This is a genomic window from Hydrogenobacter subterraneus, from assembly GCF_055390195.1.
In genome coordinates this window covers 47,437-63,736 of sequence record NZ_AP042473.1, presented here as the reverse complement: position 1 = coordinate 63,736, position 16,300 = coordinate 47,437, and the positions used below count along the sequence as shown (strand labels likewise).

Annotated in this window: 14 protein-coding genes and 4 tRNA genes; 8 read left to right on the top strand and 10 right to left on the bottom strand. The window is 43.3% G+C overall.

Annotated elements, in window-relative coordinates; translation table 11 throughout:
• Window positions 1-16 precede the first annotated feature (16 nt).
• Together soxB and ACZ5GB_RS00350 are read left to right on the top strand one after the other, a co-directional pair.
• The gene (gene soxB, locus ACZ5GB_RS00355; protein ID WP_464327008.1) at window positions 17-1,759 is read left to right on the top strand and encodes a thiosulfohydrolase SoxB; all 1,743 of its coding nucleotides are present in this window, start codon (window positions 17-19) and stop codon (window positions 1,757-1,759) included.
• A 3-nt stretch (window positions 1,760-1,762) separates the two neighbouring features.
• Complete coding sequence (locus ACZ5GB_RS00350; protein WP_464327007.1) at window positions 1,763-2,635, top strand: DUF302 domain-containing protein; 873 nt, start codon at window positions 1,763-1,765, stop codon at window positions 2,633-2,635.
• Between the two features lies 1 nt (window position 2,636).
• Here ACZ5GB_RS00350 and lipA read toward each other — a convergent pair whose 3' ends face one another.
• A complete protein-coding gene (gene lipA, locus ACZ5GB_RS00345) occupies window positions 2,637-3,455 on the bottom strand; it encodes a lipoyl synthase (RefSeq protein ID WP_464327006.1) in 819 nt (272 codons plus the stop codon).
• 185 nt (window positions 3,456-3,640) lie between these two features.
• Here lipA and ACZ5GB_RS00340 point away from each other — a divergent pair, with 185 nt between their 5' ends.
• From ACZ5GB_RS00340 to murJ, 4 genes are all read left to right on the top strand, one after another.
• Window positions 3,641-4,069 carry a hemerythrin domain-containing protein gene (locus ACZ5GB_RS00340; RefSeq protein WP_464327005.1) on the top strand — a complete coding sequence of 143 codons (429 nt, stop codon included), beginning with the start codon at window positions 3,641-3,643 and terminating at the stop codon, window positions 4,067-4,069.
• Window positions 4,066-5,250 carry a hypothetical protein gene (locus tag ACZ5GB_RS00335; protein ID WP_464327004.1) on the top strand — a complete coding sequence of 395 codons (1,185 nt, stop codon included), beginning with the start codon at window positions 4,066-4,068 and terminating at the stop codon, window positions 5,248-5,250. Before ACZ5GB_RS00340 ends, ACZ5GB_RS00335 begins: the two co-directional genes overlap by 4 nt.
• Before the next feature lie 17 nt (window positions 5,251-5,267).
• A tRNA-Leu gene (locus ACZ5GB_RS00330) sits at window positions 5,268-5,354 on the top strand.
• A gap of 9 nt (window positions 5,355-5,363) precedes the next feature.
• The gene (murJ, locus tag ACZ5GB_RS00325; protein ID WP_464327003.1) at window positions 5,364-6,854 is read left to right on the top strand and encodes a murein biosynthesis integral membrane protein MurJ; all 1,491 of its coding nucleotides are present in this window, start codon (window positions 5,364-5,366) and stop codon (window positions 6,852-6,854) included.
• Here murJ and rpsT read toward each other — a convergent pair.
• The 4 genes from rpsT to ACZ5GB_RS00305 all read right to left on the bottom strand — a co-directional run bounded on the left by rpsT (window position 6,804) and on the right by ACZ5GB_RS00305 (window position 8,137).
• On the bottom strand, window positions 6,804-7,082 hold the full coding sequence (gene rpsT / locus ACZ5GB_RS00320; RefSeq protein WP_464327002.1) for a 30S ribosomal protein S20: 279 nt from the start codon (window positions 7,080-7,082) through the stop codon (window positions 6,804-6,806). The two genes, murJ and rpsT, sit on opposite strands and share 51 nt — an antisense overlap.
• A gap of 34 nt (window positions 7,083-7,116) precedes the next feature.
• A tRNA-Cys gene (locus ACZ5GB_RS00315) sits at window positions 7,117-7,188 on the bottom strand.
• Between the two features lie 4 nt (window positions 7,189-7,192).
• Window positions 7,193-7,264: transfer RNA gene (locus tag ACZ5GB_RS00310), tRNA-Gly, on the bottom strand.
• Between the two features lie 24 nt (window positions 7,265-7,288).
• On the bottom strand, window positions 7,289-8,137 hold the full coding sequence (locus ACZ5GB_RS00305) for a YicC family protein (RefSeq protein WP_464327001.1): 849 nt from the start codon (window positions 8,135-8,137) through the stop codon (window positions 7,289-7,291).
• Between the two features lie 28 nt (window positions 8,138-8,165).
• Here ACZ5GB_RS00305 and ACZ5GB_RS00300 point away from each other — a divergent pair, with 28 nt between their 5' ends.
• Entirely contained in the window at window positions 8,166-10,064 is a 1,899-nt protein-coding gene (locus tag ACZ5GB_RS00300) for an ATP-dependent DNA helicase (protein ID WP_464327000.1), read from the top strand.
• A complete protein-coding gene (gene bioD / locus ACZ5GB_RS00295; protein ID WP_464326999.1) occupies window positions 10,061-10,720 on the top strand; it encodes a dethiobiotin synthase in 660 nt (219 codons plus the stop codon). The genes ACZ5GB_RS00300 and bioD overlap by 4 nt, the downstream gene beginning before the upstream one ends.
• Here bioD and ACZ5GB_RS00290 read toward each other — a convergent pair.
• The 5 genes from ACZ5GB_RS00290 to ACZ5GB_RS00270 form a co-directional block, all read right to left on the bottom strand.
• Window positions 10,694-12,355, bottom strand: a complete 1,662-nt coding sequence (locus tag ACZ5GB_RS00290; RefSeq protein WP_464326998.1) for a peptidoglycan D,D-transpeptidase FtsI family protein — start codon at window positions 12,353-12,355, stop codon at window positions 10,694-10,696. The genes bioD and ACZ5GB_RS00290 overlap by 27 nt on opposite strands.
• The gene (gene carA, locus ACZ5GB_RS00285; RefSeq protein ID WP_464326997.1) at window positions 12,342-13,463 is read right to left on the bottom strand and encodes a glutamine-hydrolyzing carbamoyl-phosphate synthase small subunit; all 1,122 of its coding nucleotides are present in this window, start codon (window positions 13,461-13,463) and stop codon (window positions 12,342-12,344) included. The genes ACZ5GB_RS00290 and carA overlap by 14 nt, the downstream gene beginning before the upstream one ends.
• 16 nt (window positions 13,464-13,479) lie before the next feature.
• A tRNA-Ser gene (locus tag ACZ5GB_RS00280) sits at window positions 13,480-13,569 on the bottom strand.
• Between the two features lie 20 nt (window positions 13,570-13,589).
• The gene (locus ACZ5GB_RS00275) at window positions 13,590-15,602 is read right to left on the bottom strand and encodes a carbon starvation CstA family protein (RefSeq protein WP_464326996.1); all 2,013 of its coding nucleotides are present in this window, start codon (window positions 15,600-15,602) and stop codon (window positions 13,590-13,592) included.
• Window positions 15,599-16,291: a dienelactone hydrolase family protein gene (locus tag ACZ5GB_RS00270; protein WP_464326995.1), complete on the bottom strand. Its 693-nt coding sequence runs from the start codon at window positions 16,289-16,291 to the stop codon at window positions 15,599-15,601. Before ACZ5GB_RS00270 ends, ACZ5GB_RS00275 begins: the two co-directional genes overlap by 4 nt.
• Window positions 16,292-16,300: the final 9 nt, after the last annotated feature.

Sequence of the window (16,300 nt, the reverse complement as noted above, 5' to 3'; positions counted from 1 at the left end):
TAAGGAGGTTTTTAAGATGGCTATAAGTAGAAGAGAGTTTTTAACATACTCCGCTATTGGAATATCCACACTGCCTTTTATTCCCCAAGCCTTTGCCAAAAAGCCTGTAAGCTTTGAAAAGCTTATGGAGTTTAAGCCTTATGGAAACCTTACTCTTATATTCACTTCCGATATCCACGGCCACCTAAAGCCCATGTACTTTGCAGAACCTATGAACCTTTTGGCTCCTGAAGCTTTGAAAGGCACGCCGGGCTACTTGGCTGGTATGGACTTCCTCAAGTACTACAACATAAAGCCGGGAACGGTGGAAGCTTATATGGGTTCTTGCGTGAGCTTTATAAAACTGGCAAAGCTCTATGGTATGACCGGCGGCGCTCCACAGATGGCCACCATAATAAAAACCATAGTGAATGAAAGAGGCAAAGATAGATGTTTGGTGCTTGACGGTGGGGATACTTGGGTAACTTCCGGCATAGCAGTAAAGACCGATGGCTTGGCGATAGTAGATTGGCTCAACTATGTGGGATATGAGTATATGGTAGGCCACTGGGACTTTACAGTTGGAAAGGAAAAGTTCTTGGACATAGTCAAAAACAAGTTAAAAGCAAAGTTTATCTCATATAACATTACAGAGGAGCCCTTTGGAGACTTGGTATTTCCGCCTTACGATGTGGTGGAGAAGGGAGGAGTAAGGGTAGGCATAATAGGTAGCTCCTTCCCCTTTACACCAGTGGCAAATCCAAGGGTGTACACGGAAGGGTGGACCTTCGGTGTGAGGCCAGAAGAGCTTCAAAAGTATGTCAATGAGCTAAGGGAAAAACACAAGGTAGACCTTGTCATACTACTTTCCCACGATGGATTACCATTAGACATAGCCCTTATGAAGATGGTAAAAGGAATAGATATAGTCATCTCTGGCCACACACACGATATAACACCCACACCCGTTAAGGTGGGAGATACGCTAATAGTTTCTCCCGGTTCTCACGGCAAGTTTGTGGGAAGGATGGACCTTGAGGTCAAAAATGGTAAGCTTCAAGGTTATAGGTTTAAGCTTATACCAGTGCTTTCTGAGGTGGTCCCAGAAGACAAGGGAGCCAAAGATCTTGTCAAAAAGTGGTATGAACCTTACGAAAAGGAGTTTAACACGGTTATTGGCACTGCCAGAACGCTCCTTTACAAGAGGGATACAGTTTATAGCACTTGGGATAGGCTCATCGGCGAAGCCCTTGCAGACTACTACCATGGTGTAGATGCGGTAATGTCTTTGGATGTGGCCACTTCTCCCGGATATAGATGGGGCACAACCGTGCTACCCGGTCAAAAGATAACCGTGGAACATGTTTACGATGTGCTTGGCATAACCTATCCACAGGTATTTATCATGAAGAGGAAAGGGAAGGACCTTTTGGCCCTATGGGAGGATGTGGCGGACAACGTGTTTAATCCAAACCCACTATACCAACAGGGCGGCGATATGTCAAGGCTCTACGGTGTGGAGTATGAACTGAAGATAAACGCAAAGCAAGGAGAGAGGATAAGAAACGTTAGGATAAAGGGCAAGCCTTTGGACCCCAACAAAGAGTATGTGGTTGCGGTTTACGGCGGACCACCACCTATGGGAGTGGAGCCAGAAAAGAAGAACATAAGGGAAATTGTGATAGACTATATAAGGAAGAAAAAGGATGTGGAAGTGGAAAGAAAGCCAAACGTTAAGGTGCTTGACCATCCTTATAATACAGACTGCTACTGGAGGTAAAAGATGTTAAGGCTTGTTTTGCTCCTCCTCCCCCTTTTTGCTTTTGCCATGGACCCCATGAGGGTCATGTATATAACCTATGACCTAAAGGAAAAGGACTTTAAGACAGCAGTGGAGTCTGTTAAAAAGAGTATGGAAGGCCAAGGTTTGGGGGTTATAAGGACGCTTACCATATCGGATGCCATAAGGGCAAGAGGAAACAAGGACTTTAGGAACTACTACGTTATCTTTGGATGCAAGTTTGAAGGTATGGATAGCATACTACTCAAAGCTCCAGCCCTTACCAACATAGCACCTTGCAGTGTGGCCGTTTATGAGGACAAGGGCAAGGTCAAGGCAACGGTTATAAACCATGGAGTATTCCTTTCAAAGTATAAGGACAGGCTTACACCCTCCGAAAGGAAGGCTGTAGACGAAGTTTATAGGAAATTACATTTAGCCCTTGCAAAGGCAAGCACCAACAAACCACGCCTACCAAAGGCTCCACCCATAAAGGATAGCCTTGTGCATGAAGAAACAATAGAAGGCTTGGACTTTGACACCTTCAAGACTCTTTATAAAACTTCACTTGACGGCGTAAACATGAACATACTTGATGTTATGGATATAAGGCAAGAAAGTCCAAAGCTCTCCATCTTTTTGGCTTGCAACCTCACTTACGGAGAGGCCATACTAAAGGACATACCCCAGTTTGGTACCCTTGCCCCCTGTAGGATATACCTTTATGAAAAGGAAGGGAAGGTAGCAACTGGCTATATAAACATCCCCTTCCTACTAAAGACCTACGGAAAACATCTCAGCAAAGAAAACGCAGAAATCTTTAAGAAGGCAGACCAGGATATAAAGCGTGCCTTGAAGGAAGCAAAAGGAGAATAATTTACAAGAGTTCCCAGGCCTTGTAGGAGCTTCTTATATGGGCTCCTGCCTTTGCCCTTTTAAAACCAAGAGAATAGGCAATCTTTTCAAGCTCTTTAAACTCCTCTTCTGTGTAGTATTTGACTACTGGATGGTGGTCCTTTGAAGGCTGATAGTATTGCCCTATGGTGATAAAATCACAATCTACTTTTCTGAGGTCCTTTAAAACATCCACTACCTCTTCCCATTCTTCTCCAAAGCCAAGTATTAAGGCGGATTTTGTAGGAATGTGTGGGTTTATACGCTTTGAGGCTTTTAATATTTCAAGGCTCCTCTCATACTTTGAGCCTGTCCTAACCTTTTCATAAAGCCTTGGAACGGTTTCTACATTGTGAGCAAGCACATTGGGCTTGGAGGAAAGCACAAGCTCCAGAGCCTTCCTATTTCCCTTAAAGTCTGGTATCAACACCTCCACTTTAATATGTGGAATGGCCTCCTTTAGCACCTTTACACACCTATAGAAATGCCCAGCACCTCCATCCGGCAGGTCATCCCTTGTGGGAGAGGTGATAACCACATAGCTTAGCCCGAGGCTTTTAACCGCCTGAAGAAGAAGGTATGGCTCTTCTGGGTTTGGAGCTGTTGATTTACCCCTTTTTAGGTTGCAAAAGGTGCAGGCACGGGTGCAAGTATCCCCCAGTATCATAAAGGTGGCAGTGCCGGAGCCAAAGCACTCTCCTATATTGGGACATCGGGATTCTTCGCAGACTGTGTTTAACTTTAAGTTTCTCAAAAGCCTTTTTACTCTGTGGGTTTCTGAAAGTAAAAGAACGGGCTTCATATCATTTAAAGTATAGCAAAAATTAAGCCTTTAGCAGGTCCCCTTTGTGAGTGCCGACTGTAGGCCTTAATTCTTTACTTTGCAAAAAATAAATGAGACAAACAATATGAATTTTTGCTTCCTCCCCCTCCACTTGACAAATCTTTGGAAAAGAAGTAAGTATATATACACTTAGGAGGTGGAACATGCATAGTATAAGAGATTACCTCACAGAGGAACACAGAAGAGGAGACAGCTTGTATGCCAAGCTTGAGGAGCTTGTAAGGTCAGAAAGATGGAAAGAGGCAGAAGAAGCCTTTAAAGCCTTTGAGGAAGATGTGCTAACCCACTTTAAAAAGGAGGAGGATATTCTCTTTCCAGAGTTTGAGAGGACCACAGGCATCACCATGGGTCCCACGCAGGTTATGAGGGTGGAGCATGCACAGGCAAGAGAACTTTTGGAAAGGATGAAATCAGCCTTGGAAGGCAGGGATAAGAAAAACTTTCTTGCCGTGGCGGACACTCTTATGATACTTCTCCAACAGCACAACATGAAGGAAGAGCAGATCCTATACCCCATGTGCGACCAATACCTTGATAGCTTAGAGCTTGTAAATAGAATGGATAGCCTATGAGCCAAGGCCTTTCTTTGCTTCAGGCTCCCCCTTTCATAATAGTCTTTGGCTTCTTTCTAACAGCTTGCCTTTTTGGTGTTTTTGCTTCCTTTTTTGAGCTTTTCCTTTCTATAAAAGGTTCTTTTAACCTTCCTCCCTTGGTCCACCTTTACACCTTAGGCTTTGCCCTATTTACCATGTTTGGCGCCCTTTTTCAGATGCTACCCGTGGTAGCTGGTGCCGTAATAAAAAACCCAAAGCCAAAGGCTTTTTTCTCTTATATTCTTTTGCTTTTAGGCTCTACACTTATGTTTGTAGGCTTTTTGAAAAGGGATTACCTTATTCTTGGAGCTATCTTTGCCTACTTGGGCATAGTGTATACATCCCTTCTCATGCTTTGGCATCTTTTCAAAGTTAAGGCCCACATTCCCACACCCATGGGCTTTAGGTATGCTTTGGGCTTTTTACTGCTCGGTGCTTCCATTGGCCTTTATCAGGCGCTTTCCTACTTTGACCTTGTGCCTTTTTGGGAAAGGGCTATTTATGTTCATCTTACCCTTTTGCTCTTTGGATGGATAGGCCTTTTGGTGGCAAGCGTTTCCTTTCAAGTGGTGGAGATGTTCTTTGTGGCAGAAGCTTATAACAAAAGATTTTCTATGAACTTTCCACTTATGGTTCTTTTTGGGCTTGTGCTTTCTTACTTTGGCGGTCCTTTCTCTGTGCCTTTAGTGGTTTTATTTTTAAGCTACTCCTACATGACCATAAGGAGGCTTATAAGAAGAAAGAGGGGTATGGAGCCAAGCATACTCTTTTGGTATATGTCTCAAGCCTTTTTAATTATCTCCTCCCTACTCTATCCCTTTATGCATACCTACTTCTTGCCCTTCCTTTTCTCCTTCCTTGTTTTCTTCTCAAGCATAATCATGGGCATGATGTATAGGATCATACCCTTCCTTGTGTGGTTCCACCTTAGCAATATGCCTGCAAAAAGGGTGCCTTTAATGTCCGAGGTTATCCCATATGGAAGGATAAGGCTTAACTTTTATCTACATCTTCTTTGGGTTGTATGCGTAGTGTTATCTTTCCTCCTGAATCAAAAGGCAGGCTTTATACTATCTTCTGTGGTGCATGTGGCATCTTCTTTGTTTCTTCTTTACAACATATACTCTGGTGGAAGGCTTTACTTTGAACTGAAAAGTTAATATAATATTAAGTGTAAGCCGGAGTGGCGGAACTGGCAGACGCGCTGTCTTGAGGGGGCAGTGCCCGTGAGGGCGTGCGGGTTCGACTCCCGCCTCCGGCACCAAAAGGAACAATGAGCCTAATAAAGCATTCCCTCTCTTTTTCCTTTGCTACGCTTTTTAGTAGGGTTCTTGGTTATGTAAGGGATGCCCTTATTGCCTACTATTTTGGTGTATCTCATATTACGGATGCTTTTTTTGTTGCCTTTAGGCTTCCCAACACCTTTAGGGAGCTTTTGGGGGAAGGAGGCTTTAATGCGGCCTTCGTTCCCATCTTTGCCAAAAGGATAAAGGAAGGCACAGAAAAGGCCTTTTTAAACTCTGTATTCACATACTACACCCTGTTTAACCTTCTTATCACACTGCTTGGTATTGTCTTTTCTGACTGGATTATAAGACTTATAGCTCCTGGTATAGCACATATGGGATATTTTGAGCTAACAGTTTTTATGGCGAGGTTTCTCTTTAGTTATCTCTTTTTTATTGGCTTGAGTGCTTTTTTTATGGCCCTTCTTAACACAAGGGGGGTCTTCTTTGTTCCAGCCTTTGCGCAGGCAGTTTTTAACCTGGTTTTTGCCTTGTGTTTGGCTTTTTTGGCAGAAAGGATTGGGTATATGGCTCTTATAATCGGTGTAATACTGGGTGGGCTTGCGCAGCTTCTATTTAATATTCCTTCGGCCCTTAAAAAGGGCCTTATACCAAAGCCTACCTTTGAAAGGGATAAGGACCTTAATCTGCTTTTAAAGAGGCTCCTGCCAGCCATAATGGGCTTTGGCGTTGCCCAACTTTCCTTTTTTATTGATACCTTTCTTGCCTCCTTCCTTGCCCTTGGCACCATATCCTACCTATACTACGCCAACAGGATATTCCAACTACCCTTAGGAGCCTTATCGGTTGGTATGGCAAACTCTTTGCTTTCCGTTCTATCTTACGGTGAGGATAAAAGGAACAACATAACCTTGGCCTTTAGGTTTATTACCCTTCTTGCCCTTCCCGCCACGGGAGGGCTTATAGTTCTTTCACACCAGATAATAGCTCTTCTTTACGGAAGGGGAAGGTTTTCTTCAGAGGACATCTCTATAGCTGGTAGCGTGCTTTCTGTGTATTCGTTGGGCCTTTTGTTCTTTTCCTTACAAAAGGTGCTTTCAAGTGTTTTCTTTGCAAAGGGTGATACAAGGACTCCTGTTTTTTCTTCCCTTTTTGCGGTTATTGTGGAAGGTTTTTTGGGCTTTATCTTTGCCTTTGTGTTCAAACTGGGTGTGATAGGCCTTGTGCTTGGCACTGCCAGTTCATCCTTGGCTGGCTTTGGTTTTCTTTTGTATTTTTGGAAAGAAAGGGAGTTTAACACGCATAGCTACATTCCCTCCCTCCTAAAGGCCTTTCTTTCAACCCTTCTTATGTGCCTTTTCTTAGTAGCTATTAAACCAAATCCCTATGAACTTTTCTATGCTATACCTTTGGCCTCACTTATATATTGGATTTCTTTACTTCTTTTAAAAGAGCCTTTGGCCCTTTCAGTTTTGCACCTGCTTAAGAGCCTTGTTAAGAAGCTTGCTAAGTCTTGATGCCCTTCTTGCTGCCTCTCTTTTGTGTATTACACCCTTTGAAGCCGTGTGGTATATGATGCTTATTACCTTTGGTAAAAACTCTTTTGCCTCTTCTATTTGATTATTCTCTACCATCTTTCTAAACTTTTTTATGTAAGTTCTCATCCTTGAAAGGTGATACCTATTCCTTAGCCTTCTCTTGGCGTCCCTTCTCATTCGTTTTTCTGCCTGCCTTGTATTTGGCATACCATACCTCCAATAATGTTTATTTTTCAATCAAAGGCAACGGGCGGATTTGAACCGCCGTAAAAGGGATTTGCAGTCCCTCGCCTAACCACTCGGCCACGTTGCCTAAGAGCGGGCGACGGGACTCGAACCCGCGACCTGCTGCATGGCAAGCAGCCGCTCCACCACTGAGCTACGCCCGCTGGCTATATTAATATTATATCATTTTACTCCACGTTTGCCACCTGTTGCTTTAGCCTGTCTATCTCCGTTTTTATTTCTACTGCAAGAGAGGACAAGTCCGGAAGCTTATTGGAAAGGGTTGTTATCTCTCTATGCATCTCTTGGAATATAAACTCCAGCTTCCTTCCCACATCCTCGTTGGACTTCATAAGCTCCCTGCTTTTATTCAGGTGGGACTTAAGCCTGGTTATCTCTTCTTCCACATCCATCTTAGAAATTATCAAGGCTATTTCGTTCAAAACAAGGGCATTGTTTTCAGAAAGTCCCAGTTCTTCGGCCTTTTCAAGCACTTTCTTCTTTGCCCTTTCATAAATCTCTTCTCTTTGCTTTAATATCTCCTGCAAAAGCCCTTCAATCCTTTTTAGCCTTTCCTCCATATCCAACCTTATATGCTCTCCTTCCTCCGCTTTTCTATTAAGAAGCTCTTTTAGAGCATCGGTAAGAGCGCAGGAGATAGCTTCTTCAAGGCTTGGGTCTATTTCTTCCTTTGGGGCCTCTGAAAACTTCGTTGCCAGTTGAAGCACCGTATCATCGCTCACGTTTAAGTTAAGCTTTTCCCTTATTATCTTAAAAAAGTTTATGTTGGTAAATAGGTTTTCAAGGTTCACCGGCTCAATTATATCCTTCCTCCTAACATCCACATGAACGCTTACAGTGCCACGCCTTAAAAACTCCCTTACCATCTTCCTTATAGAAAACTCAAGGGCCATAAGGTTATAGTTGGACTTTATAAATACTTCAAGAGCTTTGCCGTTTAGACTTTTAACAAAAACGCTTACGGCCCACCTATCGTTTTCATAAACCCCAGAACCAAAGCCCGTCATACTAAGCATGTAAAAGATTATAAGCTAAAATAATGGAGTGCTTTTGTATGAGTTCCTTATTAACAGAGGTTTAGAACGTAGAAAGGCTCAGGAGGAGTTCTTTCAGATAGTGCTTGAAGCTTTTGATGTTGGTGGCACAAAGATAGTGCAAGCACCTACAGGCACAGGTAAAACCTACGCATACCTTATACCCATCATAGAAAAGGACCAAAAGGCTATCATATCCACAGGCACAAAAATGCTACAAGAACAGCTAAGAAAGGATTTAGAAACTTTGAAAAGCTATGCAAAATATCTTTTAAACAAGGATGTTAACTATCTTATACTAAAGGGTAAATCCAATTATCTTTGTCTTGATAGGTATTACTCCAGTCAAAAAGTGGACTTGGAGAGTTATATAAGCTCAGAATGGGATGGGGATTATGAATTTGTAAGCATTCCTGCGGAAGTCTGGCTGGAAATATGCGTGGATGATGATTATTGTGATAGCCATTATAGAAGTATGTGTAAGTACAGAAAGGAATGCTATTACTGGGGAAGGATAAAGGAGATGGAAAAACAAGCTCAGATATTGGTGGTAAATCATGCTCTTTTGAGCCTAAAGGAGTTTGAAAACACTAAGGAAAGGGTTTTGGTAATAGATGAGGCCCATGAACTGGACAAGTATATAACAAGCAGTTTAACGGCGAGCCTGTCTTTATATACTTTAAGGGTGGAGGTTTTGGGTAGGATAAGGAACTTTTTGCCAGAGGCCAACGTAGATGTGGAAAGCTTTTTTATAGAAAACTTTGAAAAGCTGTTTAAAGAAAAGGAAGAAGAGCTACCCTTAGAGAGTCTAAGACCCTACCAAGAGGCCTTTGAAAGGGAAATTCTTTTTCCAATAGAAGCTTTGTACGAAAGAGTAAAGGAAAAGGTGCTTGAGGATTTGGAAGACTTTTTGGAAGGCAGGCTGTTTGTAAGCCTAAGGTTTAAGGACTATCTTTTAAAGCTCGGAATTATAAGTTGGGAAAGGTATTTGGCTTTGAACTCTAACTACGAAGAGCCTTCAGAAGAGGAGGAATCTTTGATAAAAAGGATAAAATATTATGAGCTTTTATCCAAAAGTATAACAAAGTTAAGAAATTTTAACCTTGTAATGAAGGAGGATAGCGCCAACTTTGGCTATCTTGTGGGAAGAAAATGGAGTAAGAAGCTAAAAACTTTTAACTATTGGATCGGTATTTTCCCAGTTTTCCCAAAGGATTACGTAGATTTTAGTGATTACAAGGCCGTTATTATCACGTCCGCCACCGTAGACCCAGAAGACCTAAGGCTTACTTTGGGTATTGAAGGAGATTATTATGAGCTTTCTCATCCTTTTCCATACCATAAGGTAAATTTCCTTGTTTATGACGTGGACCCAAGGGAAAGGGAGTGGGCTATGTATTTAAAGGATGCCTACAAATACCTTAGGAGCCTATACGATAAGGTTCTTGTCCTTTTGACCAATAAAGAACAAAAGGCCATTTTTGAAAGGGAAGAGGGCCTTGCCTTCCAGGGAGAGGAAGGCCTATCTAAGCTTGTGCAGGACCTAAGGGAGGGTAAAATAAAAGCCTTGGCAGGCTTTGATTCCCTTTGGCTTGGTGTGGATGTGCCAGGGAAAAAGGGCCTTCTTATGGCCAAACTTCCCTTTGAAAGCCCAGAAGAACCCATAACCTTCCATAGGATTAGGTTCTTGAAGGAAAAAGGAATAAACCCCTTTGAGTACCAAAAAAGAAAGGCCCTTATAAAGTTTAGGCAAGGCATAGGAAGGCTTATGAGGACAAAGGATGATGGTGGAACCATAATATTGTGCGACAAAAGAGTTTATAAGTTTAGGGAGTTTTTGCATGTACTGGATAAGCTTGGCATAAAGGTTACCAAGGTTCCAAAGCTATCTCTTAAACTATTATCATGAAGTTTAGGCCCATACTTATTACAGCCACTGATACGGGTGTAGGAAAGACCTTTATAAGCTACAACCTCGTGTATGCCTTGAGGGAAAAAGGTATTAAAGTGGGCTACCTAAAGCCTGTGGAGACGGATGTAAAGGACATACCACAGGATGGGTCCCTTTTGGCTTCTCTGACTGGCCAAAGCCTTGAGGAAGTGGTGCCTGTACGATTTTCTTTGCCACTTGCTCCCTATGCGGGCATACTGGAGGAAGGTAAGGATTTTTCCTTAGAAGACCTACGGAAGCACTATGAAAGACTTTTGGAAAAATATGAGCTTTTGATAGTGGAAGGAGCTGGTGGTGTGGCCGTGCCTATAAAAAAAGACTACAACTATGTAAATCTTGCCAAGGATTGGAACTTGAGGACTCTTCTTGTAGCAAGGGCAGGCCTTGGTACCATAAACCATACCTTCCTTAGCTGGTATTATATGAAATCCATGGGCGTGGAGCCTATGGGTATAGTTATGAACGGCTTTGAAGGCAAAGATGTATCCGAAAGGACAAACCCTTTGATAATAAGGGAGCTAACTGGCCTTAAGCCATTGGAAATCCCAAAGGTGGAGGGTCTAATTCTACCATCCGAATACAGAAATCTACTTGCTGAGCTTGTCGGGTTCTAATCTGTAGTAGAAGGCCACTCTTTCCACCAACTCTTTAAAGTATGGTGCCGAAACGGTACCGCCGTAAGGGTTTGGTCCCCTGGGATTATCCACCATTATGCCAGCTACAAACCGTGGATTGGTGGCAGGGAAATATCCTATAAAGTAGGCTACCACCTTCTCCCTTGAGTATCTCCCAGTGCTAAAGTCAAACTTTTGGGATGTGCCTGTTTTACCAGCAATGCTAAAGTAGTCCGACCTTGCCATCTTTGCGGTTCCTTCTTCCACCACCTTTCTTAAGTTCTCCTGAAGCCATCTAAAAACTTGTGGTGAAAAGATATTTTCTCTTAGCACTTGGCCCTTTTCTTCCAAAAGTATCTTTGGCTTTATTACCCTATTGGTAGCAAGGGCGTTAAAGCTTACGCATAGATTGAGAAGGTTGGATGCCATACCTTGACCTATGCTTGCATACAGTATGTTGGCAGGGTAGTTAAAGTTGGGAAGCTTTGGTTTTACCTCTCCCGGAAGCACGTCAAACTTATCCTTCATGTATATCTTGTCCAAAATTTCTTCCACATCTCTTTTGGAAAGATAGCGTGCCACTTTTATGGTCCCTACGTTGGAAGATTTTATAAGCACCTGTTCAAGAGTAAGAGTTCCCGAAGGCTTTACATCTTTAACATACCTACCAAAAACTTCAATCTTACCCCCTTCCGTATCTATCCACATGCCTGGTCTTACATAGCCCTTTTGTAATGCCTGACCTATAAAGAAGGGCTTCATCACAGAGCCAGGCTCAAAGAGGTCTGTAGCCACAAAGTTCCTTCTATGAAAGGGGCTATACTTTTGATAATTGTTTGGGTCGTAGGTAGGGTAATTTGCCAAGCCAAGTATTTCACCGCTTTTTGTGTCAATAACCAGAATACCTACTCTATCTGGGTTCCACTGCTTGACTATCTTATCCCTTATATCCTCAAGTATGGTTTGGACGCCCAGGTCTATGGTAAGTTTTATTTCTTTGGTTTCCATATCCTCCGTTATTGGTCCTATGGCAAGCTTTCCGAGATAAAGAACGGCCTTTATCTCCTTTCCTTTTAGGTCTTTGTTGAACATATATTCCACACCTTCAAGCCCTTCCCCATCCATGCCAACAAAGCCCAAAAGATTTCCCGCAAGGCTTCCATGAGGATATAGCCTTTTGTACTCTTCTTGCAATCCAACTGCCTTAACATTGTTAGTATCTTTTATTGCTCCTTTTATGTATGGTGCATAAGCCTTATCAAGGTGCCTTGCCAACCACACAAACTTTTTGTCAGAGTTTAACTTTTCTAAAAGGTCCCTTTCCTTTATCTCTGGGATGGCAGAAAGTCTTCTTATAAGCTCTTCCTTGTTTTCCACAAGTTGTGGAAAGGCATAGATGGATATGGTAGGTATGCTTATGGCAAGGTCGTTGCCGTTCCTGTCCTTTATTGACCCTCTTGGAGTAGAGAGTTTAACCACGGAAGCCTTTGGAAACTTTTCAACCACCTTCTCCACATACCCTTCCCTACCTATAAGCTGTATATAAAAGAACCTTCCCGTTATTATTACCACTCCTATAAGCAAAAGGAAAGATAAAAAGGCTATTTTTACATTACTACTTCTAAGGTTTTGCATAAGCTACAGCCAACTGTACAAACTCTCTAAATATACCCTTAGAGTCATGAGGCCCTGGAGAAGCTTCTGGGTGGTACTGAACGCAAAAGATAGGTAAATGCTTGTGCTTAAAGCCTTCAAGGGTGTTGTCCAATAGGTTTATATGGGTTATTTCCACTTCTTTTAAACTATCTGGGTCCACCGCAAAATTGTGGTTTTGGGCTGTTATTTCAATATGGCCATCCCTTAGGTCCTTTACTGGATGGTTTCCTCCATGATGGCCAAACTTTAACTTATAGGTCCTTCCACCGAGGGCAAGCCCTATTATTTGATGTCCCAAGCATATGCCCATTATGGGAAGCTTTTCCATATACCTCCTCACAAGCCTTATACCTTCTACTACCCTTTGTGGGTCTCCTGGCCCGTTGGAAAGGAAAAGGGCATCTGGCTTTATCTCTTCTATCCTTTCCTCCACATTGTAAGGCGGCACCACCACAACCTTTGCACCTTCTTGTGTCAATCTCCTTAGAATGTTTCTCTTTACACCATAATCTACCACCATAATAAGGGGCTTTTCATTATCCTTATATATGTAGCCTTTTATGAGGTCCCAGTCTCCTTCTTTCCAATAATAGACCTCCTTTGTTGCCACCTCTTCTACCAGGTTAAGCTCCGATATATCTGGAAGGGACCTGGCCTTTTCTACCAGCTTTACAGGATCGTCTTCTATTGTGGATATAACTCCCCTAAGGGCGCCCTTTTCCCTTATCCTTTTAACGAGGGCCCTTGTATCAATACCCCATATTCCCACCACGCCGTTCTCTTTTAGATATTCATGCAAACCCTTTTTTGCCCTCCAATTGCTATATATGGGCGACAGCTCCTTTATTACAAAGCCATTCACTTGAACTTTCCCAGATTCTACATCCTCATAGTTTATTCCATAGTTTCCTATCTGGGTGTAGGTCATAACAAGTATCTGTCCTTTATAGGATGGGTCTGTTAGTATTTCTTGATAGCCTGTCATGGAGGTGTTAAACACCACCTCCCCTGAGGTTTCCCCTTCTGCACCAAAGGAGTAGCCTATAAAGTAGCTTCCATCTTCAAGGGCAAGTATGGCTCTTTTCATAACTTCTATTTTAATACGGAGAGGGCGGGATTCGAACCCGCGGTAGGGCTGTTAACCCTACAACTCCTTAGCAGGGAGCCGCCTTCGGCCTCTCGGCCACCTCTCCTAAGGGCTTAATAAAATATATCATAAATCTTTTTTGTAGGCTTGCCTTATTCTATAAAGGGCTATGGCCACCACACAAGCCACCAAAGAAACGTAAAGCATGGCCATAAAGGCATTAATATAATCGTTAAATATAAGCCTTTGAGCTATTTCTGGTGTGGGTGCTATTGGTGGTAGCTTTCCTTTTTGAAGAGCTTCTTCCAACCACTTTGCATGGGACAAAAAGCCTATGGCCTTATCCGGGTGGAATATCTTTTCAAGTCCTGCCGTTCCCGTGTTGATTATCATAAATAGGGCAGGAAGGCCTGTAATCCATAGGTATTTTATCTTTCCATTGTTTGCAAGGTAGACGGTGGAGACTACAAGGGCTGTGGCAGCCAAAAGCTGGTTTGATATGCCAAAGAGGGGCCAAAGGGTCTTTATACCCCCATAAGGGTCAATCACACCCACATACAAAAAGTATCCCCAGGCCAACACCGTTATTCCGCTGGTGAGTATGTTTATCCATAGGTTTTTGTAGTCCTTAAAGACTGGCCATATGTTGGAGAGGAGGTCCTGAAGGATATACCTTCCCACCCTTGTACCCGCATCTATGGTGGTTAGAATAAATACGGCTTCAAAGAGTATGGCAAAATGGTACCAAAAGGCAAGCAAGGCTCCACCTGTTATCTTGGAAAAAACAAGAGCCATACCTATGGCAAAGGCTGGTGCGCCACCAACCCTTGATAGGATAGTAGGCTCTTCTATCTTTTTGGCTATTTCCTGTAGGTATTCTGGAGTTATATAAAAGCCCCAGCTTGATATTTTACTGGCGGCCTCCTGCACCGTTTTCCCTATCTCCGATGCTGGGCTGTTTATGGCAAAGTAAAGACCTGGCTCCATAGAGACGGCGGCAATAAGGGCCATTATGGCCACAAAGGATTCACCAAGCATGCCACCGTATCCCACAAGCCTTACATGGCTTTCTTTGTCAAGAAGCTTGGGAGAGGTACCGGAGGATATAAGAGAATGGAAACCAGAGATGGCGCCGCAGGCTATGGTTATAAAGAGGAAGGGAAAGAGGTCGCCCTTCCAAACGGGGCCCATACCGGTGAAGGCATATTGAGTAAAAGCTGGCATCTTTATCTCTGGGTTTACTATAAGAACACCCAAGGCCATAAGGGCTATGGTGCCAAGTTTTAAAAAGGTGCTAAGATAATCTCTTGGCGCCAAAAGAAGCCAAACGGGCAAGACAGAGGCAAAAAATCCATACACCATAAGGGCTATGGCAAGAGCTGGTTCAGACAGGGTAAAGGCTTTTCCAAGGACTTGATGGTGTGCTATAAGCCTTCCAATGTATAGGCTTATCATAAGAGCTACAGCTCCAAAGACAGAGGCAGATACAACAGCTCCAGGCCTTATGTGCCACATATACACTCCCATAAGCATGGCTATGGGGATGGTCATAAACACGGAGAAGGTGGCCCAAGGGCTTTTAGCCAAAGCTTTTACAACCACAAGAGCAAGGACGGCAAGAAGTATTATTAATATGCTGTAGATTACCAAAAGGGTTATAAAGCCACCCACCTTGCCCAGCTCTTCCCTTGCTATCTGTCCCAAACTTTTGCCACCCTTACGCATAGATATGGTGAGGACTACCATATCTTGAACAGCTCCAGCCAAAAGCACACCCACAAGTATCCAAATGGTTCCGGGTAGATAGCCCATCTGGGCAGCCAGCACAGGACCCACCAAGGGACCAGCTCCCGATATGGAGGCAAAATGATGGCCAAAAACTACCCACTTATTGGTAGGCACATAGTCAAGGCCGTTGTAAAACTTGTGGGCAGGTGTGGGGTTGTTATCGTTTACTTCAAAAACTCTGTAGGCTATAAAGTAGGAGTAATACCTGTAGCCTATAAAGTATATGCAAAAGGTGGCCAACAAAAGCCAGAAGGCTCCAATAGACTCGCCCCTTGAAAGGGCAAGCACACCAAAGGCTATGGCACCTACAACAGAAACGGCAAGGAGTATTAGCCTGTCTTTCCAGCTCATTTGAGGTGCTTATCAAAGAAGGCTATAGTCTTCTCCCATACATCATTGGCATACTCTTCGTGGTATACCTCTGGCCTTGTGTCGTTGAAGAAGGCGTGGTCCACACCAGAGTATATGATAAACTGAGCTTGAACCTTATTTTTGTTGCACTCTTCTATGGCCTTTACCACTTCCGAAAGGGGTATAAAGGCATCTTGGCCTGCATGGATTGCCAGCACGGGAGCCTTTATCTTTGAAAAGTCAATGGGAACTATGCTGTAAAGGCCATAATAAGGCACCAAAGCCTTAAAGTCTTCTGAGAACTTGGCTCCAAAGTACCAAGTGCATGTCCCACCACAGCAAAAGCCGGTGGCACCAAGCATAAACTCTCCCACCCTTGGTACATAACCCATGTCTTGCTCTCTAAAGTATTCAATGGAGGTCTTAACCATGGCTTCCGCCTCTGAGAACCTATTCTGGAAAAGGTCTTGCATAAGCTTTCCTGCCCTGTCTGGGTCGCTGGCAGTCTGGCCTCTGTATAGGTCTATGCCAAAGGCATAAAAGCCTTCCTTGGCTAACCTGTCGCATACATCCTTTATATGATCCACAAGCCCCCACCACTCATGAAAGACTATGATCATAGGGCCTTTCATTTCTGGTTCTGCAAGGTAGCCAGACACTTCTATACCATCCTTTTTGAAGCTTATCATCTTCCCCAT